The organism is Heyndrickxia vini (assembly GCF_016772275.1).
Classification (GTDB): domain Bacteria; phylum Bacillota; class Bacilli; order Bacillales; family Bacillaceae_C; genus Heyndrickxia; species Heyndrickxia vini.
The window spans coordinates 2,687,889-2,712,808 of the sequence record NZ_CP065425.1; the positions used below are offsets into that span (position 1 = coordinate 2,687,889).

The window sequence follows — 24,920 nt, forward strand, 5'->3', positions numbered from 1 at the left end:
AACAGAATGGTCAACAAACCATTCTGTTGTGTATTTAACGATAGTATGAAATTCATCTTAATTTAATTTTTATAGAAGGTCCGCCGCCAATTGAGCTAATCCAGATCTTTCTCCTTTCATTAATTTAATATGTCCCGCTACAGCTTGATCCTTAAACTTTTCAAGTACATATGTCAATCCGTTATTGTATTCGTCTAAATATGGATGATCAATTTGTTCAGGATCGCCCATTAATACAATTTTACTTCTTTCTCCCACTCTTGTTAAAATCGTTTTTACTTCATGCTTCGTTAAATTTTGAGCTTCATCAATGATAATAAACTGATCCGGTATACTTCTTCCACGTATATAGGTTAAAGCTTCCACTTCAATTGACCCCATCCCCGCTAAAATAGCTTCTAATTCACCTGGTTTTTTTGTATTAAATAGATATTCCAAATTATCATAAATCGGTTGCATCCAAGGTCTTAATTTCTCTTGTTTTTCACCAGGTAAATATCCCAAATCTTTTCCTACTGGTACGATTGGACGTGCGACAAGTAGTTTTTTGTAGGAATGTAGATCTTCGGTTTGCATCAATCCGGAAGCCAGTGCAAGAAGTGTTTTTCCAGTGCCCGCTTTCCCAATCATTGTTACAAGATTAATGTCTTGTCTAAATAGTAATTCCATCGCCATGGTTTGCCCGACATTTCTTGGTTTAATTCCCCAAATTGGCTCATGGTTATAAACTAATTTTCGTACGACCTTGCCAGTTTTATCAACAATTCCAATCGCCGAAGATGAACTTCCTAACGCATCTTTCATAATTAAAAATTGATTGGGGTAGAAAGGATGATGTGTAATTTCCGATAAAGCTAATTCGCCTTTTTCATAAAATAAATTCAATAAATCAATATTTATATAAATTTCGAGTAACCCTGTATATATATGATCAATTTCCACCACTCGGTCGTTTAAAAAGTCTTCTGCTTGTAAACCTAGCGCATCAGCCTTAACACGTACTAGTGCATCTTTACTTACTAAAATGACAGGCCTTCCATTTTCCTTCGTAGCCTCCTCTATAGATAAATTCTTTGCTACAGCCAATATTCGATTATCATTAGTTTTTTCAATAAATATATCTTGTAATTGTTGAAATGATCGATGATTTAATTCGATTCTAAGTACCCCACCATTTTCAAGTGGAATCTTTTCATGGAGCTTTCCTGCTTTTCTAAAGCTGTCAATCAATTTGGATACTTGTCTGGCATTACGTCCAATTTCATCCATATACCTTTTTTTCGAATCAACTTCTTCTAGCACAACAGCCGGAATGACGATTTCATTATCTTCAAAAGAAAATATGGCATTCGGATCCTGTAATAAGACATTTGTATCTAATACATATATTTTCTTCAAATTGATGCCTCCTGCTCCTTATTGGATTATTGTATAATATGAACTTTTTCTACTTCCTGTTCATTTGAAGTGGACGGACATTGCTAAAATATATGAACAAATGAATAAAGATAGAAGAAAATTGCACACTAATTAAAGAAAAGCGGAATCGCCTTGGTCAGCCCCGACAAGCAAATGTTCAAAACCAAAGGAAGTCCGCTCTTTGACTTCATTTGGTTTAGGTTATTTGACCTCGAGGGGCTAGGCGATGCAGCTAGACATCTAGAAAAGCGGAATGGATTGGAGTACTTTGAGAATAGATTAAATGAGGTGAATGTAGTTGAAAAAAATAGGATTGCTTCTTTGTACTACTATTTTATTAAGTGCATGTGCAAACAATGAGGCTGGACAAAGAAAAAATAGCAATAATATCACTCCAAGAACGATATCTGTTAAAGATAGCAATATTAAAAGTGTCGACAGAAAAACAGGACAACAAATTTCACAACGACTTGTAGACCTTGCCGTCAGCGTACCTAACGTGAAAGATGCAACAGCAGTAGTATTCAGTAATTATGCTCTTGTTGGGATTGATGTTGACGATAATATTGATCGTTCTAGAGTTGGATCCATTAAGTATTCGGTTGCAGAAAGCTTAAAACATGATCCATACGGCGCAAATGCAATTATCGTTGCCGATCCTGATTTTACGCAGCGTCTTCGTGAAATTGGACAAGATATTCGTGATGGTAAACCTGGGCAAGGAATTATCCATGAACTTGCAGATATTGCAGGAAGACTGATGCCAGAAATACCGAAAAATATCATAGAACCAAAAAATCCGCAAGGCGGTACGGAAACACCTAAACAAGAATTAAATCAATCGGAAGATAATAAACTTGAAAAAGAGCAAGAAAACCAATCAAATAATAAAAAATAAAGAAATACAAACCGAAAATTTCCTCACTTTCATTTCCATGTTATACTAAAAAAAACGGTTTAAACTCGGGGTGTAACTGAATGAAAGTAAAATGTATTTTATGCGAAAAAATAAATGATATAAATGACGATTCCATTATGGCAAAACGACTTCGCAATCGTCCAATTCATACCTATATGTGCGATGAATGTTATCAAAGAATAACTGAGAAAACGACTGCAAGAATCGCTTCACGACAAGAATCCGAATCACATAACGAATCTAATGATATATAGAATAAAAAAAACAAATCCACCAATTAGGTGGATTTGTTTTTTATGCATCATTTTGCGCTTCATCTTTTTTGTAATTGTACCTGCGAATTTTATAAATTATTAAAATAAGGGCAGCAACTACGAGTCCTTCTGTAATTGGAAGAAATATCGCTAAAAAGGTTAAAATCGTGCAACCAAATGCTAAAAACAAATAGATTAAAATTGATTTTAACACTGGAAGCTTTTGAGCAAAACCCAATTTATAAACGACAATACATAAAGCTACAATAGTCAAATAAAGCATCCACATTCCTAGTTTAGGAAATTCATCCACTCGATACAAGCCTGCGAAAAAGGAAAGATGTTCCTGCACATTAACCTCTGGCACATTAGACTCCCTTTCTAGAAATTAGTTTTTAGTTCGTTTCTGCATATTTCATTTTTTTAGCAGCTTTTTCACGTTCATTTTTGTTTAGTATTTTTTTACGTAAACGAATAGACTCAGGTGTAACCTCACAGTATTCATCATCATTTAAATATTCAAGTGCTTCTTCTAATGACATAATGCGTGGTTTTTTAATAACTGATGTTTGATCTTTAGTCGCTGAACGAACGTTCGTTGCATGTTTCACTTTCGTAATGTTCACGGTAATATCATTTTCACGAGTATTCTCACCAACGATCATACCTTCGTAAATTTCTGTACCTGGTTCAACAAATATTGTCCCTCTATCCTCTACTTGCATGATACCATATGTTGATGCTTTCCCTGTTTCCATGGAAACAAGCACACCTTGGTGGCGGCCACCAACACGACCTGGCTGCATCGGTTGATAACTATCGAAAGTATGATTAATAATTCCATAGCCACGAGTCAATGTCATGAAATCAGTAGAATAACCGATTAATCCACGAGCTGGTACATTAAAGATTAAACGCACTTGACCGTTTCCGTTATTGACCATATCAAGCATTTCACCTTTGCGAGAACCAAGTGATTCAATAATACTTCCTGTATATTCTTCAGGAATATCAATTTGTACCCTTTCAATTGGTTCACATTTAACACCGTCAATTTCCTTAACAATAACAGAAGGTTTTGATACTTGCAATTCGAAACCTTCACGACGCATATTTTCTATTAAGATAGAAAGATGAAGTTCACCACGGCCGGAAACAATCCAAGCATCAGGGGAATCAGTATTTTCAACTCTTAAACTCACGTCTGTTTGCAATTGAGCACGAAGACGTTCTTCAATCTTCCGTGATGTTATATATTTACCTTCACGACCTGCAAACGGGCTATTATTGACAATAAACGTCATTTGTAGTGTCGGTTCATCAATGCGTAATGGTTGTAGAGGTTCTTGATGGTCAATTGGACAAACTGTTTCCCCAACATTAATATCCTCCATACCGGAAACTGCTATAAGGTCACCCGCATGTGCTTCTTGAATTTCCTGACGTTTTAATCCGAAGAAACCGAAAATTTTAGATACCCGGAATTGTTTTACCGTCCCATCCAATTTCATTAATGCAACTTGTTGTCCCACATGCATCGTACCACGGAAGACGCGTCCAATTCCAATTCTACCTACATAATCATTATAATCTAATAAGGCAACTTGGAATTGTAAAGGCTCTTCTCTCGTATCAGCAGGGGCTGGAATATGATCAATAATTGTATCAAATAAGACTTGCATATTCTCGTCTTGTTTAGTTGGATCATTGCTTGCAGTACCATTAATACCAGATGCATAAATAACAGGAAATTCTAATTGATCTTCGTTTGCATCCAGCTCGATAAATAATTCAATCACTTCATCAACAACTTCTTCTGGACGAGCAAAATCACGGTCAATTTTATTTACAACTACGATCGGAGTTAAATTTTGTTCTAATGCTTTTTTTAGAACGAAACGTGTTTGAGGCATACATCCTTCATATGCATCAACGACTAGTAGAACCCCATCAACCATTTTCATAATACGTTCCACTTCTCCGCCAAAATCAGCGTGTCCAGGTGTATCCATAATATTAATTTTAATATCTTTATATTGAATAGCGGTATTCTTCGCTAAGATTGTAATACCTCTCTCACGTTCAATATCATTAGAATCCATTGCCCGTTCAGCTACTTGTTCATTTGAACGAAATGTTCCAGATTGCTTTAATAGCTGATCGACAAGCGTTGTTTTCCCATGGTCAACGTGTGCAATAATTGCTATATTACGTAAATCTTCTCTTATTTTCAAAAGTGGTTCCTCCTGCCTTTATGACCGTCAATGTTAGTATAACTATAACTTACGTATTATATCATAGTTATTTATAAATCACCACTTATGCATTATTTCCAACTTCACTTTGCAAAGTAAGGTTTTTAAAGTAAAATGAAAATGATATTTTTATTAGCCTTATTGAAGGAAACCTGTAGGAGGCAATTTATATGAAAGATATAAAATGGATTTTCATTCTGTTCGCTACACTTGCGGCCGCCTCAATGATTGGCATCGGAGTAGCAATAGGGGAAAGAAGTATCATCGGTATTATTCTATGTATTCTTGTTCTTATTCTCGTTATGGGGTATGGATTCAAAACAAAAGCAAAAATGCGTGAAGAAGGACGATTATAAAGGATGTAAAAATAACAATAGCTACCTCTCATTTGAGGTAGCCTTATTTATTCATTTGCTAAAAAATACTTGTTTAATATTTCCTTATGGAGTCCAACATTACTGACAAATACCGTACCACTCTCTAATAATTGCAAAGGGTCGCCTTTAACCGTCGATAGTTTTCCACCTAATTCTTCTATTAAAAGTTTTCCAGCCGCAAAATCCCAAGGAGCAAGGCGCATTGCAATGTATGCATCAAGCCGGCCCGTTGCAACATACGCAATTTCAAGTGAGGCTGCACCTAACGATCTTGTAGCACGTGAATCATGGACTAATCGATGTAAATTCGAGATCGGAATGTGTCGATTGGAAATAATCCAAGAAGAGTTGATCCCGATAATGGCATCTTCAACTTTCGTATCAGCCAGTTTAGGAATCGGAACTTCGTTAAAAAAGGCGCCTTTTCCTACTTCAACAAAATAAAGTTCATCTTGAACTACGTCATAAATATATCCTAGCTTGCCTTTTCCATTCTCATAAATTCCAATAGAGATGGCAAAATTTCTTTGTTGGTGGACAAAATTCACTGTACCATCGATCGGATCGATAATCCACAACACTCCATTTGTGTCGTTAATTTTCTTACCATGTCCTTCTTCACCAATAATGTGATGCTCAGGATAATGTTCCTGAATATTTTTCACAAAAAAAGACTCAGTCTCTTTATCTATATTAGTAACTAAATCATTGCGATCTGACTTTGTTTCTATGTCTAATGTTTTTTTAAAAGAATCAATGATATTTATTCTTGCTTCCTTTAGCCACTTTCTAACATATGTATCAATTTGCTCCCAATTCGTCATGGTCATATCCCCCATCACATCTTCGACTTAACTTATTGTATCATTAGCTTAAAGGAAAAAATTATGTAATTCAAGAAATTAACATTATATTTAACTCCATAAAAACGAACCCCATCTGTGATGAGGAACAGGGAGTCCGTAAATCTACTTAAGAAACACTCCTACATTGCTTTCATCCTTAATAATTCTTCCCGTATTTTTTCAAGTTTCTTTTTTGTTAAATCCTTTTTCTTAAGGTCATTATCTTGAATTGCTTCAAAAAGGACAGCTAGCTCATAGTCCATTTCTAATCTAAGTACAGCTATACGTTGCTGATCAAATTTTTTCTTTTTCGAAGTATTCATTACTTGTTTCATGAACTTCACATCCTTTCACTTGTTTTGCCTTTGTTAAATAACTAAATTTTCAGATATCACTTTCTACATCATATGATTTTTTACTAATCATGCAACTAAAATGTGTAATTGCCTAAGTAATTTCATTTTAGGAAATTTGTCGATTATGATAAAATAAGGTCAACTGTATGAAAGATGATAAGTGGAGGTTCTTTTATGAAATTCCCTCGTTTTTTAAATCGGGACTGAACTATAAAACGCCTGCCGTTGCTATCTTTTACCCAATCTAAAAAATGAATAAACGTTATGAAGGAGATTATAAACAATGCAATTCGTAGGTTTCACAAAGAACGATTTTGACACGTTTAATATAGAAGGTCTCGACGCAAGAATGAAAGCGATCGAAGAACGAATTCGACCAAAATTCCGGGAAATCGGTCAATTATTAACGAACGAACTTTCCGTAAGTATAGGGGAAGAAATGTTCTTGCATATAGCCAAACATGCACGTCGGACGGTAAATGCTCCAAAAGATACTTGGTTGGCAATCTCGGGAAACAAGCGTGGTTATAAACAACACCCACATTTTCAAGTTGGATTGTTTGACGACCATGTTTTCATTTGGTTAGCGTTTATTTACGAATTACCGAATAAAGAGGAAATTGCAAAGATGTTTTTGAAGAAATTGAAAACGATTAAAACGTCCATTCCTAATGATTTCGTTGTTTCACAAGACCATATGAAAAAGAGTGCAACTTCATTAAAAGAAATCGACTTGAAAAAGGCGCTTGAACGTTTCCGTGACGTCAAGAAAGCGGAATTCCTGATTGGACGGCAAATTGCAGCCAATGATCCAATTTTAACGAACGGCGCCGAATTTATGGACGTTGTTAGAAATACGTTTGAAACACTTATCCCATTATATAAATTACCGTATAAATAGAATATCGTTGCTAGTATGATAAAAAGGGGAAGGAGCAGAATAAAACTCCTCCCTCCTTTTTGTCAACGCCCCAAAAAGGTTTTATTTTCACATTTTTATTATGTTACCAGGCTCAGATTCCTTTAGTCTTTTTACAACTTGATAAGAGGAATAACTACTTTCTCTTTCAAATTCATTACAGTATTTTTTTTCATCCGCTTTTCCAGGGACAATCTCTTTAAATCGTCGATACTTGTCCATTAGTTCTTCACGTTTTATTCCTTTTTCATAAGCCTTTTCAATTGCCTCAAAAAATTGGATCACTTCTATAACCTCAGTTGTTGACCAATCCATTGAGAAAGGATATTGATATTCCATTTCTACACCGACTTTCTAGTTGTTCTTTACGATTACTTTTCCCATTTTTTCCGAATTTCATTAGCATCATGGATCATTCGTGAAATTAGTTCCTCTACACTTGGAACATCATCAATTAACCCCATTACTTGTCCTGCCCATGCAAATCCATTATCTGCATCTCCATTATATATATAATTTTTATTTGCTTGTCCACTAATATAGTTTTTAAGTTTTTCATATCCACCATTATTTTTTTCAATTTCTAAAATCTGCTCTGTCCATTGATTCGTAATTGCTCGTCCTGGTGCACCTAAACTACGTTTTATAACGGTTGTATCTGTTTCCTTTCCTTTAACAATCGCTTGTTTATAAAGCTCATTTGCATGAACGCACTCTTTCGTTGCAATAAAGCGTGTCCCCATTTCAATTCCTTCAGCACCTAAACTTAAGGCAGCCATTAATCCTCTGCCATCACCAATTCCACCGGATGCGATGACCGGGATTGAAACAGAATCAACAACTTGTGGAATCAATACTAATGAACCTATATCGTCTTTTCCTAAATGGCCACCACCTTCTTGACCTACCACCATAACTCCATCCGCACCTAATTCTTCTGCTTTTTGAGCTTGTCGTTTAGCGGCTACAAGCACTAATTTTTTTACATTTGACCCTTCTAAGTATTGAAAAAAAGGTGTAGGATTTCCACCTGTTACGGATACTACTGCTACTTTTTCATCGATAGCCACATCTAAAAAGTCAGTGTAAGGTCTTCCATGTTGCCCGATGGCAAAATTGACTCCAAACGGCAAGGAAGTTAATTGTTTCACTTTCTGAATTTCTTTACGAAGGGCCTCTGGACTTTCTAAAGACATCGCAGTAATTTGCCCTAACCCTCCCGCATTAGATACAGCCGCGGCCAATTCTGAGTAGGCTAAATAGGCTAACCCTCCCTGAATAATCGGGTATTTAATATTAAGTAAGTCGGTAATCCTAGTATTCCAATTCATATGTATTCACTCCTCAAAATCATTAACATTATATAATACTTCTTCAATTTACTGATATTTTCCTTTCGTTAAGAAGAAACTATTTTCAAGGATAAAGTTAAATGCTATAATTTCTTTTGTTTTAATTAATTTCGCTGCTTGAGATATAACATTAAAAGAGGTGTAAAGTTCATTGTCACAATTTGAAACTCCCTTATTCACTGGATTAATTGAACACGCTAAAAAGAATCCAGTTCAGTTCCATATTCCCGGACACAAAAAAGGCACAGGAATAGATCCTGAATTTCGTCAATTTATAGGAGATAATGCATTATCGATAGACTTAATTAATATTGCTCCTTTGGATGATCTCCATCAACCAAAAGGGATGATTCAAAAAGCTCAGGAATTAGCTGCGCAAGCCTTCGGAGCTGATCATACATTTTTTTCCGTTCAAGGGACGAGCGGCGCTATTATGGCAATGATTATGACAGTCTGTGGACCCGGCGATAAAATTATTGTCCCTCGGAATGTTCATAAATCAGTCATGTCTGCCATTGTTTTCTCAGGTGCTATCCCTATATTTATTCATCCGGAAATTGATCCAATTTTAGGAATATCACACGGGATCACGACTGATTCTGTTTCAAAAGCTTTGCAACAAAATCCAGATGCAAAAGGTGTATTAGTTATTAATCCAACTTATTTCGGAGTTGCTGCTGATTTGAAGAAAATTGTAGAAATTTCCCATTCCTATCAAGTGCCTGTACTCGTAGATGAAGCGCATGGAGTTCATATCCATTTTCATGACGAACTTCCTATTTCAGCAATGGCAGCAGGAGCGGACATGGCAGCAACAAGTGTTCATAAATTAGGTGGATCGATGACGCAGAGCTCTGTATTAAATGTAAAAGATGGTTTAGTATCTTCTAATCGCGTATCAACAATATTAAGTATGTTAACGACTACATCCACCTCGTACTTATTATTAGCATCTCTTGATGTGGCAAGAAGGAGACTTGCTACACAAGGAAAAGAATTGCTGGATAAAACAATTCAACTAGCCCAATCCGTTCGTGGTAAGATTAATGAGATTGATCATTTATACTGTGTTGGAAAAGAAATATTAGGAACAAAAGCAACATTTGATTATGATCCAACTAAACTAATCATCTCTGTAAAAGATCTCGGAATAACTGGATATGATGCCGAAAAGTGGCTTCGTGAAGTGTATAATATCGAAGTTGAACTTTCAGATTTATACAATATTCTCTGCCTTATTACACCTGGCGATTCCGAAGTTGAAACAAATCTGCTAATAAAGGCACTTCAAGAGCTGTCAGACCAATTTTCACATCTTTCAGGGACTGTAAGTCCTCAGGTGATGCTACCGGATATTCCTGTTCTGGCTTTAACACCTCGTGATGCATTTTATGCAGAGACCGAAGTCATCCCTTTTGAACAATCTGCAGGAAGAATCATCGCTGAATTTATTATGGTTTATCCACCAGGAATCCCTATTTTTATACCAGGAGAAATTATTACGGAAGAAAATTTAAAATATATTCGCAAAAATATAGAAGTTGGTCTACCAGTACAAGGTCCAGAAGATTTTGATCTTAAGTCACTTCGTGTTATTAAAGAGCATAAAGCAATAAAATAAAGCTTTCTCCACTTGGAGAAAGCTTTTCTAATGGTTTATTCCTTTTCTTTTTCTATCTGATCTTTATGACAGTTAGCACAGCTCGAATATAAAACGGATACTTTTTCATCCTCAAAATGATCAATAATTTTATTACATGCTTGGCAGATTAAAGTTCCCATATAAATCTTCCCTTCTCAATAGATTATGAAAACGTTTTCTATATAAATTAATAATAATACATATTAATTGAAATTTAAAGCCTATTTTGTATGACATATTTATCTAATTTATATATTAAGTATGACAAATTCAATAAAAAAAACGACAAGATTATTCTTATCGTTGTTTTTTATAACGAAAAAGGTATTGGTACTATTTGTTTAAGAAGAACCTGTAATAAGAAATAAATCGATAAACTGGAAAATGTAATAATAATAGTCGATCGGTTCGATTTAACAATCATCTTTGTTAATAAAAATGATAAATAAAAGAAAACAATAAATACAATTATTTTATATATCAAATGATCTCGATGTGAAAGCCAAACCGCTAATGTAAAACAACTCCAAATGATTAATTGAAAAAGAAATGCAACATATTTTTTCATAGCATCACCAAGACTCTTAATAATGATGTTACCATCTGCCAATTTGTATGTGTTTAATATTAATCATATGACCGCAACATCGTATTTTAAAACCTCTTTTCAAAAAAACAGCAAAAAAAATAAACCACAAAACTGTGGTTTATTTTTTGATCTTCAAAATTATTTTACAATATGAATAGGTGTTCCAAGAGCAACTTCTGCTGCTTCCATTGTAATTTCACCTAATGTTGGATGAGCATGAATAGTCATCGCTATATCTTCAGCAGTCATACCAGCTTCAATTGCTAAACCAATTTCGGCAATCATATCAGATGCACTTGTACCAGCAATTTGGCCACCGATTACTAAGCCATCCTCTTTACGAGTAACTAGTTTTAAGAAACCATCTGTGCTATTTAAAGCAAGTGCGCGACCATTTGCAGCAAATGGGAATTTAGCAGCTACTACTTCAATTCCATCTTCTTTCGCTTGTTTTTCATCATAACCAACAGTTGCGAGTTCTGGTTCAGAGAAAACAACTGCAGGAATTCCAAGATAATCAATTTCAGAAGGATGTCCGGAAATTGCTTCAGCAGCAATTTTTCCTTCATATGATGCTTTATGTGCTAATTGGGGACCTGCAACGATATCACCAATTGCATAAATGTTTGATACATTTGTACGACATTGTTTGTCAATATTAACAAGGCCACGATCTGTCATTTCGATACCCACTTGTTCTAAACCAAGTTCATCTGTATTCGGACGACGACCAACAGTTACTAAAACATAATCAGCTTCAACGGATTTTTCTTCACCTTTTACTTCATATGTTACAACAACGCCATCTTCTTTTTCATCGACACCTTTTGCCATTGCGTTTGTTACAATTTCAGCACCTTTTTTCTTTAAGTTACGAGAAACAAGTGTTGACATTTGTTTTTCAAAGCTTCCTGCAAAAAGTTCAGAACTACCTTCAAGGATTGTTACTTCAGTTCCAAAGTTTGCATAGGCAGTACCAAGTTCGACACCGATAACTCCCCCACCGATGATAACTAATTTCTTTGGAATTTCTGGAAGATTCAACGCACCAGTAGAATTAATTACTCGTTTTGTGTATTTAAATGTTGGAATTTCAACAGGACGAGAACCTGTTGCAAGAATTGCGTTTTTAAATGTATATGTTTGTGCAGAATTTTCATCCATTACACGTAAAGTGTTTGCATCAACAAAGTAAGCTTCACCTTTAACAATATCCACTTTATTACCTTTTAAAAGGCCTTGAACACCGCCAGTTAACTGCTTAACTACTTTCCCTTTCCATTCTTGAACCTTAGAAAAGTCAACTGTAACATTTTCTGCAGAAATACCGATATCGTCGGAATGTTTTGCTGTTTCATAACGATGTCCAGCTGTAATTAACGCTTTTGAAGGGATACAACCGACGTTTAAGCAAACGCCGCCAAGCTCACCTTTCTCAACAATAGTTACTTTTTGTCCTAGTTGGGCTGCACGAATCGCTGCTACATATCCCCCAGGGCCTGCACCGATGACTATAGTATCTGTTTCGATTGGGAAATCTCCTACTACCATTTTATTACGCCTCCATTAATAATAATTCAGGATCGTTCAATAGACGCTTAATATGGTTTAGCGCATATTGAGCGGTAGCTCCATCGATAATACGATGATCAAAGCTCAATGATAATGCTAACACAGGTGCTGCTACAATTTCACCATTTTTTACTACTGGTTTTTCAGAAATTCTTCCGATACCCAAAATTGCTACTTCCGGGTGATTAATTACTGGAGTAAACCATTGACCACCTGCAGATCCAATATTTGTAATGGTACATGAAGCACCTTTCATTTCATTAGGAGCTAATTTTCCATCACGTGCTTTTCCTGCAAGTTCATTAATTTCTTGAGAAACGGAGAATACAGATTTACGATCTGCGTTCTTCACTACAGGAACTAATAGTCCTTTATCCGTATCTGCTGCAATTCCAATATTAAAATAATGTTTATGAACGATTTCGCCGGCAGCATCATCTATAGATGTGTTAAGTGTCGGGAATTCGCGTAAAGCACTAACTAATGCTTTAACAACATAAGGTAAGAAAGTTAACTTAATGCCTTTTTCAGCAGCAACTTCTTTGAATTTTTTACGATGTGCCACAAGTTTTGTCACATCAATTTCGTCCATTAGTGTAACATGTGGAGCTGTATGTTTAGAATTAACCATTGCTTTTGCAATAGCCTTACGGATTCCACTCATTTTTTCACGAGTTTCCGGGAATTCACCTTCAGGGATTGCTACTTTAGCTGGTGCAGCTGCAGTTTCAGTAGTTTCCGCAGCAGTTGTTTGAGTTTGAGCCTCTTCGTTTACTGCCGCACCACCATTTGCATATGCATCAATATCCTCTTTTTGGACGCGGCCATTATTGCCACTGCCTTGTACTAAACGAATATCCACGCCTTTTTCACGTGCATATTTTCTTACAGATGGCATTGCAATTACACGTTTATTAGGATCTGCTTCTTTCGTTTCAGTTGCAGCTTGTGAAGATGCTTCGACTTTCTCTTCTTGTTGAGTGCTTTGCTCAGCTTTTTCTTCAGTCTTTTTTTCTTCTTCGCTCGGGCCGTGATCCCCTTTAAATTGTAGGTTTTCATATCCTGGAGCATCAAATTTGATTAAAACATCACCAACGATGGCAACTGTACCTTCTTCAACTAATATATCTTCTACAGTACCCGCAACTGGTGATGGAATCTCAACAACTGCCTTATCATTTTGTACTTCACACAGAACATCATCTTCTGCAACTTTATCGCCTGGTTTAACAAACCATTTTACGATTTCACCTTCATGAATTCCTTCACCAATATCTGGTAGTCTAAATTCGAATGACAAGATTGTTCACCATCCTAATTAAAATTTTATTTTGTATTGATTGTATTTAAAAATTGCATAGCCCTTCGATAGGAAGGGCAATAATAGCATTTGTTTAATTAATTAGGCTCTGTTAAACTGGATTGTTGATTTCCGCTGCAGGTACTCGCTTTTTCGCGGTTCTGCGATGAGCCTCCTCATCGCTTCGCTCCCCGCGGGGTCTCATCTGTCCAGCTGATCCCGCTGGAGTCTCGCACCTTCCGCTCCAATCAACTTGGCGTCAATATCAATATTGAACTTTAACAAAGTCAATTATTAAAAAGTAAGCACTTTTTTAGCTGTTTCAATAATATCTTTATAATTTGGTAACCAAACTGATTCTGCTTGTGAGAATGGGTATACAGTGTCAGCAGCAGTTACTCGTAACACTGGCGCTTCTAAGCTTAAAATTGCTCTTTCGTTAATTTCAGCAATAACATTAGCAGCGATACCAGCTTGTTTTTGTGCTTCTTGAACAACAATAGCACGATTTGTTTTTTCAACAGATGCAACAATTGTATCTACATCAAGCGGGCTTATAGTTCGTAAATCTACAACTTCAACAGAATAGCCTTCTTTTTCAAGTTCATCTGCAGCTTTTAATGATTCATGAACCATTGCTCCGTAAGTAATAATTGAAAGATCTTTACCCTCGCGCTTAACATCTGCCTTACCTAATGGAATTGTGTATTCTTCTTCAGGTACATCCTGACGGAAAGAACGATACAATTTCATATGCTCTAAGAAGATAACAGGATCATTATCACGGATTGAAGAGATTAACAACCCTTTTGCATCATAAGGTGTAGAAGGAATAACTACTTTTAAACCGGGTTGTTGTGCAACAAGACCTTCTAAACTATCAGCATGAAGTTCTGGTGTGTGAACACCTCCACCAAAAGGTGAACGAATCGTAATTGGTGCATTTAAACTTCCACCGGTACGATAGCGCCAACGTGCCATTTGTCCACTGACAGAGTCCATTACTTCAAATAAAAATCCAAAGAATTGAATCTCGGGTACCGGACGGTAGCCTTCTAATGTTAAACCAATTGCCAATCCGCCAATTCCAGATTCTGCAAGTGGTGTATCAAATACGCGCTCTTCACCAAATTCTTTTTGAAGACCTTCAGTCGCACGGAATACGCCGCCGTTAACGCCAACGTCTTCACCGAATACTAAAACATTTTCGTCATTACGTAATTCAGTACGTAACGCGTCGGTGATTGCTTGAATCATTGTCATTTGCGCCATGGCTTACTTCGACTCCTTTGCTTGGAAAATTTCATTTTGCTCTTTTAAATTTTGTGGCATTTCTTCAAACATAACAGAAATTAAGTCAGTTACTTTTTGTTTTGGCGTATCGTCTGCCTTTTTAATAGCAACTTTAATATCTTCTTTTGCTTGTTCAATGACTTCAGTTTCTTTCTCTTCACTCCATAGTCCTTTGTTTTCGAGATATTTACGGAAACGGACTAATGGATCTTTTCTTTCCCATTCATTATCTAAATCGGAAGTACGATATTTTGTTGGATCGTCTCCTGACATTGTATGTGGTCCATAACGGTAGCAAAGTGTTTCAATTAATGATGGTCCTTCACCATTAATCGCGCGTTCACGTGCTTCACGAACAGCGACATAAACAGCCAACGGATCCATTCCATCAACAAGTAGCCCCGGAATTCCTGCTGCAACTGCCTTTTGTGCAATCGTTTTGGCAGCAGTTTGCTTTTCACGTGGAGTAGAAATAGCAAATTGGTTATTTTGGACAACGAATACAGCAGGAGCTTTATAAGCACCAGCAAAGTTTATCCCTTCGTAGAAATCACCTTGAGATGAACCGCCATCTCCTGTATATGTAATAGCTACTGCTTTTTTACCACGTTTCTTTAATCCAAGTGCAACACCTGCAGTTTGTACATATTGAGCACCAATAATAATTTGTGGAGGTAGAATATTAAGTCCTTCAGGGATTTTCATACCTTCAACATGTCCGCGAGACCATAAAAACGCTTGGTGTAATGGTAGACCATGCCAAATAATTTGTGGTACATCACGATAACCAGGAAGAATATAATCCTCTTGTTCTAATGCAAAGTGGGACGCAATCTGTGAAGCCTCTTGTCCTGCTGTTGGAGCAACGAATCCTAAACGTCCTTGTCTATTTAAAGAAATTGAGCGTTGATCCAGAATACGGGAATAAACCATACGGCGCATTAATTCTTGTAATTCCTCATCTGAAAGATTCGGAACAGCAGATTCATTAACGACTTCGCCTTGTTCATTTAAAATCTGGAACATTTCGAATTGCTCTTCTATTTTTTCGAGCGTTTTCTTAGCGTCGAATTGTGCCTTCTTAGTAGAAGCCATAAAAGTCACCAATCCTTTCTCATAATAAAAATAAATGATTTTATTACATACAAATATAGGTTACCCAAAAACAGATCGGTGAACCATGAAAAATTAATGGTTCCGAGGTTTTTGCCATAACCAATTTCTCTACTTACTAGATAACTTGTCAAAAATAAAATGAAATAGTTATCTAGAATAACCTGTATTAATTAAATCAAATAAAAAATTAATACAATCTTTTATGAATACATTTAATAGATTACATCAATATTTTCGCCTCGTCAAATAATTAATTCTTGGACATTTATTATTTTCTTGCAATAGTTTTCCGTATCCGTTCGGAGAAAATTCTACTTACTGTACTAGTTCACCAACTAATCTGTATTAGTACAAACTTAACCTTTTGAAAGCGTTCGCATTTCACTTCCTCCTGCTACAATTTCATGGGCTGTTATATGACAATACCGTATTAATTCATATTTTGATTGATCATATTAGAAAAGCGCGGGGCGCCTTGCTCATCAACGTAAAAGACTTACGGGACATTGACTGAGATAAAGGAAACCCGGGTGATGTAAGGCGAATCGATGTTGACTTATCGTAGGGAAAAGTCCTGAAGTTTTCTAGTCGATAGGCGCTGGAGCTAGACATAGCAGATATTTATTAGGAACATTAATCCTATAAAATTTATACTTTCTGATCTCATAACAAAAAAACTAGCCAATTAAATTGGCTAGTCAATTTTAATATGTGCATCTTGATAAAACTCTATTTTATTTTCATTAAATTTTTTAGTTCTGTCATTAAAAAGTTTATTCATTTTTAGTACCTCTGAATAAGCTTGATTTGTTAAAGTAATTTGTCTTTCCAAATCTTCCATTGGCAGGTCTTTCCTCTTTAACATTTTATATAGCTGGCTATTTGTGTCAATTCCTTGATTGTACGCTTTATACAACTGATCATGTGCTTTATAGCGATCCTGCATTAAATGATAAAGTTCCATTGCTTCTGTTTTGACTTTTTCTGTTTCAATTTTATTTATTTGATTTTTCATTTTAGAAAATTCTTTTTTAGATGAAAGAATTGATTCTTGCTCAAGTTCCATTCTTTCTTTCCGTTTTGCTAAATTATCTAAAGCAGAATCGGATAATTCCACAATTTTATCCATGTTACTCGTTTCAAGATTTATAATCTTATCAAAAATCTTTTTTTCTTGCGATTCCAATTCCTTTAGCGGTTTTTGTTGCTTATTAAATTCTTTTTCCTTTGCTACCGTTTTTTCTAGTATTTGATAAATCTTTTCTTCTGGACTTTCTTGACACCCCGAAAGTATTGCAATGACTATTAAACAAATAAAAATAATACGAAGCCTAGTCACAAATGTTCCTCCTTACAATGTAACATTTAAACTATATCGATTATTGAGAAATTTAACAATATGTAACGAATGTATTATTTCGTGCTTGTCCAAAAGTTATTTTTTTATAATTTATTCATAATTAAGCGTTAATATGCCATTTTCATTTTTTTATACAATTTTAAATTCTATTAAATAGAAAAGCCGTGAAAATAAATTCACGGCTTTTGCTCTATTTACACGATAAAGTTAAAATGTCTCAATCCACGATAAATTCCTGCATCCGAAACATCTGAAGTTATATAATCTGCATATTTTTTTACTGTCTCACTCGCATTCCCCATTGCTATTCCAGTTCCAACTGTTTCTAGCATTTCTATATCATTTAAACCGTCTCCAAAAGCAAATACATCATCAATATTAAAACCGATTTTTTCAATCAGTATCTTAATTCCCTCTGCTTTTGAACCTCCACTTGGTATTACATCCATCGAAAACTCATGCCATCTTATAAAATTAAATGCCTGATAGTCTGTTAAATACAAATCTTCATCCATTTCTTCACAAAATAACAAGGCCTGATAAATTTCTTTATTTTTATAAAAACTAGGATTAAATTCAGGAGAATCAATTTTTAAGCTCTCCATACTTGTTTTCACAAACGGATGTGTTTCCGTATTCGCTGTCATTTTTTCCTCATTTAAAAATACTATGGGATGTCTATTATTTTTGGAGTTATCGATTAGCTTTTCTAATTCTTTTTGATTGAGGGGATTTGTATAAATAACTTCATTCTCGAATACAACATATTGCCCGTTAAAACAGACATAGGAATCAATTTCTAATTCTTCTCTTAAATCTTTAAACATAAACGGTGCTCGTCCAGTAGCAATTGCAACAAACACCCCATTATTTTTTAATTGGATAATAGCTTTCTTCGTTGATTCCGGCAGCTTCTTATCATGGTCTAATAAAGTACCATCGATATCAAAAAACACAATTTTCTTCATTTTTCTACTCCTTACATGCAGTAAACTTAGGTGAGGTTAAATTAATTTATAATCAAATCATTCTAACATAGACAGCCTTATTTTTGAATTTTGATGACATGATTCCATTTATCCCCTCGAAGAAAAGCTGTTTTAATGCATAGAATATTATTAAGTTTATCTAGGTCGCCTTTACTTTGTGAAAAATTACATTAAAATAAGAGTAAGGAACTGATTCTTACAAGAAAAAGACTAAGAAAATAAATTAGTCATACAACCAAGAAATGTGCTGACATTTAAGAAATGAATGATTTTGTATTCCTATCGAATGAAGTGAGATAATTCTTATTAAAAAAGAATTTCTCCTTTTACTATAATGTAAAAAAGTTCGCATGAAAAAACATGAAATTGTTGTCAACTTTTTATATAATAGAAAAAGTTACATTTGACAACGGAGTTAGGAGAGAAAAAAATGATTTATAAAGTTTATTATCAAGAAAGTAAAACTGAAGTAGCAGTTCGCGAAAATACAAAAACAATGTATATCGAAGCGAAATCAGAAAGAGAAGTACGTCTATCTTTAAAAAACCGTCCATTTAATATCGAATTCGTACAACTCTTAGAAGGTTCTTACCTGGAATACGAAAAAAACCATGAAAATTTCGAACTATCGGAGACTAGATAACCAATATGAAATTTGTAAAAAATGATCAAGCAGCCGTATTTGCCCTTGGCGGTTTAGGGGAAATCGGAAAAAATACTTATGCAGTTCAGTTTCAAGATGAAATTATTTTAATTGATGCTGGGATTAAATTCCCCGAAGATGAATTATTAGGTATCGATTATGTGATCCCAGATTATACCTATTTAGTAAAAAATGAAGAGAAGATTAAAGGCTTGTTTATTACACATGGACATGAAGACCATATTGGTGGTATTCCGTACTTATTAAGACAAGTAAATATACCGATTTATGGTGGAAAACTTGCTCTGGGACTAATTAAAAACAAGTTAGAAGAACATGGTCTATTAAGGCAAACAAAATTTCATGAAATTCAAGAGGATGATGTGATTAAGTTCAGAAAAACATCAGTCACATTTTTCCGGACAACTCATAGTATTCCTGATTCTTATGGGATTGTTGTCAAAACTCCTCAAGGGAATATTGTTCATACAGGTGATTTTAAATTTGACTTCACACCTGTTGGTGAACCAGCTAACTTAACGAAAATGGCTGAGATAGGTAAAGAAGGTGTTCTTTGTCTATTATCAGATAGCACAAATAGTGAAGTTCCTAATTTCACAATGTCTGAACGACGTGTCGGTGAAAGCATTCAGGACGTATTTAGAAAAGTTGATGGACGGATTATTTTTGCAACATTTGCATCAAATATCCATCGCCTTCAACAAGTAGCAGAGGCAGCAGTCATGAACGGCAGAAAAATAGCTGTATTCGGAAGAAGTATGGAAGCAGCTATAAATATCGGACATGATCTTGGCTATATCCAATGCCCAAAAGATACATTTATTGATGCACAGCAAATCAATCGATTACCTGCCAATAAAGTAACTATTTTATGTACTGGTAGCCAAGGTGAACCGATGGCTGCACTTTCTAGAATCGCTAATGGAACACATAGACAAATCCAAATCCAACCTGGGGATACGGTAGTCTTTTCTTCTTCACCTATTCCAGGTAATACGATAAGTGTAAATCGTACGATTAATTTACTATTCCGTGCAGGTGCGGACGTTATTCACGGACCACTTAATGATATTCATACATCTGGTCACGGTGGACAACAGGAACAAAAATTAATGTTACGATTAATTAAACCAAAATTCTTTATGCCTATTCATGGTGAATATCGTATGCAAAGGACACATGCTCAATTAGCGATTGATTGCGGAGTCCCTGAAGAAAACTGTTTCCTTATGGATAATGGTGAAGTTCTTGCGCTAAGCAGCGATTCAGCTCAAGTTGCAGGTAAAATTCCATCAGGATCTGTATATATTGATGGAAACGGAATTGGTGATATCGGTAATATCGTTTTGCGGGATCGACGTATTTTATCGGAGGAAGGTTTAGTTATCGTTGTCGTCTCCATTAATATGAATGACTTTAAAATTGCTTCAGGTCCAGATATTATTTCAAGAGGTTTTGTTTATATGCGTGAATCAGGGGATTTAATCAACGAAGCCCAAAGTTTGATTTCTAAACATCTAAATAAAGTAATGGAAAGAAAAACATCACAATGGACTGAAATTAAAAATGAAATTACAGATACACTCGCACCATTCCTTTATGAAAAAACAAAACGCAGACCGATGATTATGCCAATCATAATGGAAGTATAAATAAGAAGAAGAAAGGAACATTCCAATGAACGGAATGTTCCTTTTTTTATTGAGATAGCTTTTTCTCGAATCGATGGATGTCTGTATCTGCTCCAATAATAATTAAAACATCATTTGGTTCAATCGTGTCATATGCTTGCGGTGAAATAATCATCGTTCCACTACGTTTAATGGCTACAATATTCAATCCATATTTTGCACGAATATTTAAATCGACAATTGTATTTCCAACTAACCATTCATTAGCAACTATCTCTGCAATGCTATATTCATTTGAAAGTTCAATATAATCCAATACATTATTAGAAACAATATGATGCGCGATTCTTCTTCCCATATCCCTCTCTGGATGGACAACATGATCTGCTCCGATTTTATCCAAAACTTTTGCATGATAATCATTTTGTGCTTTAACGGTTACATTTTTAACACCGATTTCCTTAAGCATTAATGTTGTCAGTATACTAGCCTGTATATCAGCACCAATCGCCACAATCACATGATCAAAATTTCTTATTCCAAGGTTTTTCAGTACTGTTTCATCGGTTGTATCAGCAATAACTGCATGTGTGGCGATCGAAGCAAATTCGTTTACCCGATCCTCGTCTTGATCTATTGCCATCACTTCCATACCTTGATCCGCTAATTCTTTACAAATACTTCCGCCAAAACGACCTAGACCTATGACCACAAATTCTTTTTTCATTTTTATTCCTCCACCTAAAGATCACTAATATCTTTGATTTTAGCATATTTACCAATAATAGAAAATTTACTTCTTTGCATAAAGAATAAAAATAGGAGCGAATAAGGGCTAAAGTAGTCCCTATCACACTCCTAATCTTTTTTTATTAATTGATGTTGGAACGCATATATAACAGCTTGTGTTCTGTCTTGCACTTCTAACTTACTTAAAATATTACTCACATGGGTTTTAACGGTTTTTAAAGCGATAAACAATTCATCAGCAATCTCTTGATTAGTCATCCCTTCGGCCATGAGTAATAAAATTTCTATTTCTCTATTCGTCAAATCATCATGTAAAGGGCGTTTATTCCCCTGCTTCATTCGCATCATCATTTTTCCGGTTACTTGGGGTTCGAGAACGGATTGTCCTTCATATGTAGACCTCACAGCCTCAGCAATATCATTTGCTTTAGAAGTTTTTAGCATATAGCTTGTCGCTCCAGCTTCTAATGCGGGATAAACCTTTTCATCATCTATAAAACTCGTTACGATAATAATTTTTGCTTCCGGCCATTCATTAATGATCTCTTTCGTTGCTTGTATGCCATCCATCCCACTCATAACTAAATCCATAAGAATAATATCGGGTCTTAATGAAAGCGCAAGATTTACACCCTCTTGACCATTTGCGGCTTCACCGACAATTTCGATATCTTGTTGGATAGATAAAAAAGCAGAAACACCGATACGAACCATTTCATGGTCGTCCACTAATAAAACTTTTATCATTCAACTTCATCCTTTTCTTTTATAATAGGAATCCTCACTTCAACGCTAGTTCCTTTTGCCGGGAGACTAATCATTTTTATCGTACCACCTATTTCAGCGGCCCGTTCACGAATATTTTGTAAACCGTAGGAGCCAGCTTTTTCTTTCCCCATTTCAAATCCAATACCATCATCAATGATTTTTAATAATACAAATTGTTCAAGCTTAATTAATAATAATTCCATCGTATTTGCCTTCGCATGCCGGAGTGTATTTGAAATCGATTCTTGCATAATACGGAATAAATGATCTTCTACTCCTTTATCAAGCTTTACATTTTCAATTTTCCAGGTAACTTTTAAAGGAAGCTTTGCTGTTAATTCATGTAATAGCTCCTCTGCACCCTTTTTCAGACTTTTTCCTTCTAATTGTATAGGTCGTAGATGAAGCAAAAGGGCTCTCATTTCAGATTGTGACTCATTAATAATTTCTTCCACTAACTTCATTTGTTTCCCTGTAGTGTTAGCATCCGGATTAGGGTTTTGATTAATCGCCGATAAAAGCATAGTTGCTGCAAAAAGTTGCTGGCTTACAGAATCATGAAGCTCCCTAGCTAACCGATTCCGCTCTTGTGACAATACTTCTTGCTTCATACTTTCATTCCAATCTGCACGTTCATTGGCAAGCTTTTGTGAGGCCTTAACTTGCTCGTCGAACCGATTTTGGATTCGTTGAAACCGTTCATATATAATGGATACCTCAGCTAATTTTTCTACAGGAATTTTTGATAAATCAAATTCACCCTTCTCCAAGTCAATTAAATGACTTTCTACTTCTTCCAGTTTCTTTTTCATTAAATAGCCAATGACTAATCCACAAACGATTCCAATAATTATACTTGTAATGATAATAAATACAAAAACTGGAATAAGAAATATTTGCTTAAAAAACAGTGCATTGTACCAATCAATTTTAACTGATTGAATATAAATTGCAGAAATAAATATCGCTATCACAAGGGAAAATGAACTAAAATAAATTAAAAATGTTTTTTGCATATTCATACGTGCTTCACCTCAAAATCACCAATTGGCAACGAGGTTATGATTTTTATTTTTCTTGAAGATTCTTCATAGTTCTCCGAATAATAAATAATGTTTTGATTAAATAAATTTTCTTCTAAATCATAAATTCTCACATTTCCAGTAAACGAAGAGTGATTAACGGTTATTGCTACATCATATGGGATTAACAGCTGAATATTTCCAGCAATCCCTCTAATAATCACAGTTGATTCTCCCATCGGAAGCATTGTCATGCTTAAATCAATTACTGTTTTCCCAAGCCCACATTGGATATTAATATCGTCCCATTCATATATATTGTTTTCAATTCGTTGGCTTCCAAAAAATTTATTTTTAATGTATGGTTGTTTTCGATTAATTTTAGCATGTGTCGAAGGTTCAACTGTTTCCACTTTAATAATTTTCGGTTCCTTCTTTTTTTTGCGATAGCGAAATAAAAGATAAATAAGAATTGAAAACATCAGTATTTTGAAAACAACTGTCGTAAGGATTGTGATAATGCCTATTGAAATACCGATGATAATAAAAATAATCCCTGAAGACCTTTTATTTTTTTTCCATCCAAAATAAATGAGGAGTGCGCTAATGCCAAGCATAATAAGGGACTCTGAATTGAATGAGATTTCAAATAAAATTCCGACAACGGCAACTAAGATTAACCATGTGGGCGTGTTTTGATCTGATCTTGTTCTCATGTTGCCTCCTTCTGTCATTTATGACGAAATAAAGTTTTTTTAACTTACGTTTTGTTAAACATGCGACGAGGGGGTGTCCAATAGTGTTTGCAATCACTTTTAAGACATCCCCTAATCGCTAATTTATTCTACTATTCGCTTTTAATATTACCATGGATTACCGATTAGTTAATAGATGTTTCTTCTTTTTTAAGTCCCTTTTCAAGTTCAGAAATACGAGAATCAAACATACTCATGTCATAACCCGAATTTAATTTTGCTTCTAGGTGGTCCATATACTTTTCAGTTTCCTCAAATCTCCTATTCGATTTCCCCATTATCGAGTCATCCAATATATGATTCATTTTCTTTGTTACCTTTATAACATTTTCCCTGCCCATCAATTCTAATCGTTTAATTTGCATATCCTTTAACTTCATTTTCATTTCTCGATGTTTCTTCTCTAGCACTTCTAATTGATCCGACGCTTCGTTATAAGCTTCTCTAAGGCTAAGTGCTTGTGTCTTATAAAGTGCTTCTTCATCAATTGCTATTTGATGTAATTCTAGTTCATTCGCTTCTAGAGCTATTTCTGCTTGCTTGCAGCGTTTATCTGCCATAAATTCTGTCTGTTTTAATTCACGTGCAAATTCTTCCTTAAGTAAATATTGTCTTTCAATTAACTTCTCTATTTTTTTTGCCTCTTTTTCACTGTCTCGTAAGTATTGGTTTAGTAGGCCGATAGGATTTTTCTTTTCCTTTGTATCCATTGCTTCATGTAGATCTGCCATGACTGAACTTTTAATTCTATCAAATAATGTTGACATGTCACT

Annotated in this window: 27 protein-coding genes; 7 read left to right on the forward strand and 20 right to left on the reverse strand. The window is 35.1% G+C overall.

What is annotated here, in order from left to right; all coding sequences use genetic code 11:
* Nucleotides 1–69: 69 nt before the first annotated feature.
* Nucleotides 70–1,398 (reverse strand): PhoH family protein, encoded by a 1,329-nt coding sequence (locus I5776_RS13430; RefSeq protein ID WP_202776904.1) that lies wholly within the window; start codon nucleotides 1,396–1,398, stop codon nucleotides 70–72.
* A 319-nt stretch (nucleotides 1,399–1,717) separates the two neighbouring features.
* On the opposite strand from I5776_RS13430, the gene I5776_RS13435 reads away from it, so the two are divergent.
* Both I5776_RS13435 and I5776_RS13440 read left to right on the forward strand, forming a co-directional pair.
* Complete coding sequence (locus I5776_RS13435; protein ID WP_202776905.1) at nucleotides 1,718–2,317, forward strand: YhcN/YlaJ family sporulation lipoprotein; 600 nt, start codon at nucleotides 1,718–1,720, stop codon at nucleotides 2,315–2,317.
* 80 nt (nucleotides 2,318–2,397) lie between these two features.
* Nucleotides 2,398–2,592 (forward strand): YlaI family protein, encoded by a 195-nt coding sequence (locus I5776_RS13440; protein ID WP_202776906.1) that lies wholly within the window; start codon nucleotides 2,398–2,400, stop codon nucleotides 2,590–2,592.
* Nucleotides 2,593–2,632: 40 nt separating this feature from the next.
* Here I5776_RS13440 and I5776_RS13445 read toward each other — a convergent pair whose 3' ends face one another.
* Together I5776_RS13445 and typA are read right to left on the reverse strand one after the other, a co-directional pair.
* The gene (locus tag I5776_RS13445) at nucleotides 2,633–2,959 is read right to left on the reverse strand and encodes a YlaH-like family protein (protein ID WP_246483786.1); all 327 of its coding nucleotides are present in this window, start codon (nucleotides 2,957–2,959) and stop codon (nucleotides 2,633–2,635) included.
* A 28-nt stretch (nucleotides 2,960–2,987) separates the two neighbouring features.
* Nucleotides 2,988–4,826 (reverse strand): translational GTPase TypA, encoded by a 1,839-nt coding sequence (typA, locus tag I5776_RS13450; protein WP_202776907.1) that lies wholly within the window; start codon nucleotides 4,824–4,826, stop codon nucleotides 2,988–2,990.
* Nucleotides 4,827–5,017: 191 nt separating this feature from the next.
* Here typA and I5776_RS13455 point away from each other — a divergent pair, with 191 nt between their 5' ends.
* On the forward strand, nucleotides 5,018–5,203 hold the full coding sequence (locus I5776_RS13455) for a YlaF family protein (RefSeq protein WP_202776908.1): 186 nt from the start codon (nucleotides 5,018–5,020) through the stop codon (nucleotides 5,201–5,203).
* Nucleotides 5,204–5,250: 47 nt separating this feature from the next.
* Here the strand turns inward: I5776_RS13455 and I5776_RS13460 are convergent, their stop codons facing one another.
* Both I5776_RS13460 and I5776_RS13465 read right to left on the reverse strand, forming a co-directional pair.
* Nucleotides 5,251–6,048: an inositol monophosphatase family protein gene (locus tag I5776_RS13460; RefSeq protein ID WP_202776909.1), complete on the reverse strand. Its 798-nt coding sequence runs from the start codon at nucleotides 6,046–6,048 to the stop codon at nucleotides 5,251–5,253.
* A 161-nt stretch (nucleotides 6,049–6,209) separates the two neighbouring features.
* Nucleotides 6,210–6,404 carry a hypothetical protein gene (locus tag I5776_RS13465; protein ID WP_202776910.1) on the reverse strand — a complete coding sequence of 65 codons (195 nt, stop codon included), beginning with the start codon at nucleotides 6,402–6,404 and terminating at the stop codon, nucleotides 6,210–6,212.
* Nucleotides 6,405–6,708: 304 nt separating this feature from the next.
* Between I5776_RS13465 and I5776_RS13470 the strand changes: the two genes are divergently transcribed.
* Nucleotides 6,709–7,326, forward strand: coding sequence for a YktB family protein (locus I5776_RS13470; protein ID WP_202776911.1), 618 nt, complete (start codon nucleotides 6,709–6,711; stop codon nucleotides 7,324–7,326).
* Between the two features lie 87 nt (nucleotides 7,327–7,413).
* Here I5776_RS13470 and I5776_RS13475 read toward each other — a convergent pair whose 3' ends face one another.
* Both I5776_RS13475 and I5776_RS13480 read right to left on the reverse strand, forming a co-directional pair.
* Nucleotides 7,414–7,683, reverse strand: coding sequence for a UPF0223 family protein (locus tag I5776_RS13475; protein WP_202776912.1), 270 nt, complete (start codon nucleotides 7,681–7,683; stop codon nucleotides 7,414–7,416).
* A 32-nt stretch (nucleotides 7,684–7,715) separates the two neighbouring features.
* Nucleotides 7,716–8,675, reverse strand: a complete 960-nt coding sequence (locus tag I5776_RS13480; RefSeq protein ID WP_202776913.1) for an NAD(P)H-dependent flavin oxidoreductase — start codon at nucleotides 8,673–8,675, stop codon at nucleotides 7,716–7,718.
* A 172-nt stretch (nucleotides 8,676–8,847) separates the two neighbouring features.
* On the opposite strand from I5776_RS13480, the gene I5776_RS13485 reads away from it, so the two are divergent.
* A complete protein-coding gene (locus I5776_RS13485) occupies nucleotides 8,848–10,317 on the forward strand; it encodes an aminotransferase class I/II-fold pyridoxal phosphate-dependent enzyme (RefSeq protein ID WP_202776914.1) in 1,470 nt (489 codons plus the stop codon).
* Nucleotides 10,318–10,352: 35 nt separating this feature from the next.
* Here the strand turns inward: I5776_RS13485 and I5776_RS13490 are convergent, their stop codons facing one another.
* The 8 genes from I5776_RS13490 to I5776_RS13525 all read right to left on the reverse strand — a co-directional run bounded on the left by I5776_RS13490 (nucleotide 10,353) and on the right by I5776_RS13525 (nucleotide 18,536).
* Nucleotides 10,353–10,478, reverse strand: a complete 126-nt coding sequence (locus I5776_RS13490) for a GapA-binding peptide SR1P (protein WP_202776915.1) — start codon at nucleotides 10,476–10,478, stop codon at nucleotides 10,353–10,355.
* A 170-nt stretch (nucleotides 10,479–10,648) separates the two neighbouring features.
* Nucleotides 10,649–10,948, reverse strand: coding sequence for a hypothetical protein (locus I5776_RS13495; protein ID WP_246483787.1), 300 nt, complete (start codon nucleotides 10,946–10,948; stop codon nucleotides 10,649–10,651).
* A 117-nt stretch (nucleotides 10,949–11,065) separates the two neighbouring features.
* Complete coding sequence (lpdA, locus tag I5776_RS13500) at nucleotides 11,066–12,478, reverse strand: dihydrolipoyl dehydrogenase (protein ID WP_202776916.1); 1,413 nt, start codon at nucleotides 12,476–12,478, stop codon at nucleotides 11,066–11,068.
* Nucleotides 12,479–12,482: 4 nt separating this feature from the next.
* Nucleotides 12,483–13,799, reverse strand: a complete 1,317-nt coding sequence (locus tag I5776_RS13505) for a dihydrolipoamide acetyltransferase family protein (protein ID WP_202776917.1) — start codon at nucleotides 13,797–13,799, stop codon at nucleotides 12,483–12,485.
* Between the two features lie 294 nt (nucleotides 13,800–14,093).
* Nucleotides 14,094–15,071 carry an alpha-ketoacid dehydrogenase subunit beta gene (locus I5776_RS13510; protein WP_066232165.1) on the reverse strand — a complete coding sequence of 326 codons (978 nt, stop codon included), beginning with the start codon at nucleotides 15,069–15,071 and terminating at the stop codon, nucleotides 14,094–14,096.
* A 3-nt stretch (nucleotides 15,072–15,074) separates the two neighbouring features.
* Nucleotides 15,075–16,187 (reverse strand): pyruvate dehydrogenase (acetyl-transferring) E1 component subunit alpha, encoded by a 1,113-nt coding sequence (gene pdhA / locus I5776_RS13515; protein WP_202776918.1) that lies wholly within the window; start codon nucleotides 16,185–16,187, stop codon nucleotides 15,075–15,077.
* 715 nt (nucleotides 16,188–16,902) lie between these two features.
* Entirely contained in the window at nucleotides 16,903–17,547 is a 645-nt protein-coding gene (locus I5776_RS13520) for a YkyA family protein (protein ID WP_202776919.1), read from the reverse strand.
* Nucleotides 17,548–17,762: 215 nt separating this feature from the next.
* Nucleotides 17,763–18,536, reverse strand: coding sequence for a Cof-type HAD-IIB family hydrolase (locus I5776_RS13525; protein ID WP_202776920.1), 774 nt, complete (start codon nucleotides 18,534–18,536; stop codon nucleotides 17,763–17,765).
* Nucleotides 18,537–18,987: 451 nt separating this feature from the next.
* On the opposite strand from I5776_RS13525, the gene I5776_RS13530 reads away from it, so the two are divergent.
* Both I5776_RS13530 and rnjA read left to right on the forward strand, forming a co-directional pair.
* Nucleotides 18,988–19,200: a DNA-dependent RNA polymerase subunit epsilon gene (locus I5776_RS13530; RefSeq protein ID WP_202776921.1), complete on the forward strand. Its 213-nt coding sequence runs from the start codon at nucleotides 18,988–18,990 to the stop codon at nucleotides 19,198–19,200.
* 5 nt (nucleotides 19,201–19,205) lie between these two features.
* Nucleotides 19,206–20,873 (forward strand): ribonuclease J1, encoded by a 1,668-nt coding sequence (rnjA, locus tag I5776_RS13535; RefSeq protein ID WP_202776922.1) that lies wholly within the window; start codon nucleotides 19,206–19,208, stop codon nucleotides 20,871–20,873.
* Nucleotides 20,874–20,919: 46 nt separating this feature from the next.
* Here the strand turns inward: rnjA and I5776_RS13540 are convergent, their stop codons facing one another.
* The 5 genes from I5776_RS13540 to I5776_RS13560 form a co-directional block, all read right to left on the reverse strand.
* Nucleotides 20,920–21,579: a potassium channel family protein gene (locus I5776_RS13540; RefSeq protein ID WP_202776923.1), complete on the reverse strand. Its 660-nt coding sequence runs from the start codon at nucleotides 21,577–21,579 to the stop codon at nucleotides 20,920–20,922.
* Nucleotides 21,580–21,710: 131 nt separating this feature from the next.
* A complete protein-coding gene (locus tag I5776_RS13545; protein WP_202776924.1) occupies nucleotides 21,711–22,349 on the reverse strand; it encodes a response regulator in 639 nt (212 codons plus the stop codon).
* Entirely contained in the window at nucleotides 22,346–23,392 is a 1,047-nt protein-coding gene (locus I5776_RS13550) for a sensor histidine kinase (RefSeq protein WP_202776925.1), read from the reverse strand. Before I5776_RS13550 ends, I5776_RS13545 begins: the two co-directional genes overlap by 4 nt.
* Nucleotides 23,389–24,108 carry a cell wall-active antibiotics response protein LiaF gene (gene liaF / locus I5776_RS13555; RefSeq protein ID WP_202776926.1) on the reverse strand — a complete coding sequence of 240 codons (720 nt, stop codon included), beginning with the start codon at nucleotides 24,106–24,108 and terminating at the stop codon, nucleotides 23,389–23,391. Before liaF ends, I5776_RS13550 begins: the two co-directional genes overlap by 4 nt.
* Before the next feature lie 164 nt (nucleotides 24,109–24,272).
* Complete coding sequence (locus I5776_RS13560) at nucleotides 24,273–24,914, reverse strand: PspA/IM30 family protein (protein ID WP_202776927.1); 642 nt, start codon at nucleotides 24,912–24,914, stop codon at nucleotides 24,273–24,275.
* Nucleotides 24,915–24,920: the final 6 nt, after the last annotated feature.

Coding starts and splice junctions, on each gene's coding strand:
- I5776_RS13440 (WP_202776906.1), top strand. CDS start 2,398: ATGAAAGTAAAATGTATTTTATGCGAAAAAATAAATGATATAAATGAC.
- I5776_RS13455 (WP_202776908.1), top strand. CDS start 5,018: ATGAAAGATATAAAATGGATTTTCATTCTGTTCGCTACACTTGCGGCC.
- I5776_RS13460 (WP_202776909.1), bottom strand. CDS start 6,048: ATGACGAATTGGGAGCAAATTGATACATATGTTAGAAAGTGGCTAAAG.
- I5776_RS13465 (WP_202776910.1), bottom strand. CDS start 6,404: ATGAAACAAGTAATGAATACTTCGAAAAAGAAAAAATTTGATCAGCAA.
- I5776_RS13470 (WP_202776911.1), top strand. CDS start 6,709: ATGCAATTCGTAGGTTTCACAAAGAACGATTTTGACACGTTTAATATA.
- I5776_RS13475 (WP_202776912.1), bottom strand. CDS start 7,683: ATGGAATATCAATATCCTTTCTCAATGGATTGGTCAACAACTGAGGTT.
- I5776_RS13480 (WP_202776913.1), bottom strand. CDS start 8,675: ATGAATTGGAATACTAGGATTACCGACTTACTTAATATTAAATACCCG.
- I5776_RS13490 (WP_202776915.1), bottom strand. CDS start 10,478: ATGGGAACTTTAATCTGCCAAGCATGTAATAAAATTATTGATCATTTT.
- lpdA (WP_202776916.1), bottom strand. CDS start 12,478: ATGGTAGTAGGAGATTTCCCAATCGAAACAGATACTATAGTCATCGGT.
- I5776_RS13510 (WP_066232165.1), bottom strand. CDS start 15,071: ATGGCGCAAATGACAATGATTCAAGCAATCACCGACGCGTTACGTACT.
- pdhA (WP_202776918.1), bottom strand. CDS start 16,187: ATGGCTTCTACTAAGAAGGCACAATTCGACGCTAAGAAAACGCTCGAA.
- I5776_RS13525 (WP_202776920.1), bottom strand. CDS start 18,536: ATGAAGAAAATTGTGTTTTTTGATATCGATGGTACTTTATTAGACCAT.
- I5776_RS13530 (WP_202776921.1), top strand. CDS start 18,988: ATGATTTATAAAGTTTATTATCAAGAAAGTAAAACTGAAGTAGCAGTT.
- rnjA (WP_202776922.1), top strand. CDS start 19,206: ATGAAATTTGTAAAAAATGATCAAGCAGCCGTATTTGCCCTTGGCGGT.
- I5776_RS13540 (WP_202776923.1), bottom strand. CDS start 21,579: ATGAAAAAAGAATTTGTGGTCATAGGTCTAGGTCGTTTTGGCGGAAGT.
- I5776_RS13545 (WP_202776924.1), bottom strand. CDS start 22,349: ATGATAAAAGTTTTATTAGTGGACGACCATGAAATGGTTCGTATCGGT.
- I5776_RS13550 (WP_202776925.1), bottom strand. CDS start 23,392: ATGAATATGCAAAAAACATTTTTAATTTATTTTAGTTCATTTTCCCTT.
- liaF (WP_202776926.1), bottom strand. CDS start 24,108: ATGAGAACAAGATCAGATCAAAACACGCCCACATGGTTAATCTTAGTT.
- I5776_RS13560 (WP_202776927.1), bottom strand. CDS start 24,914: ATGTCAACATTATTTGATAGAATTAAAAGTTCAGTCATGGCAGATCTA.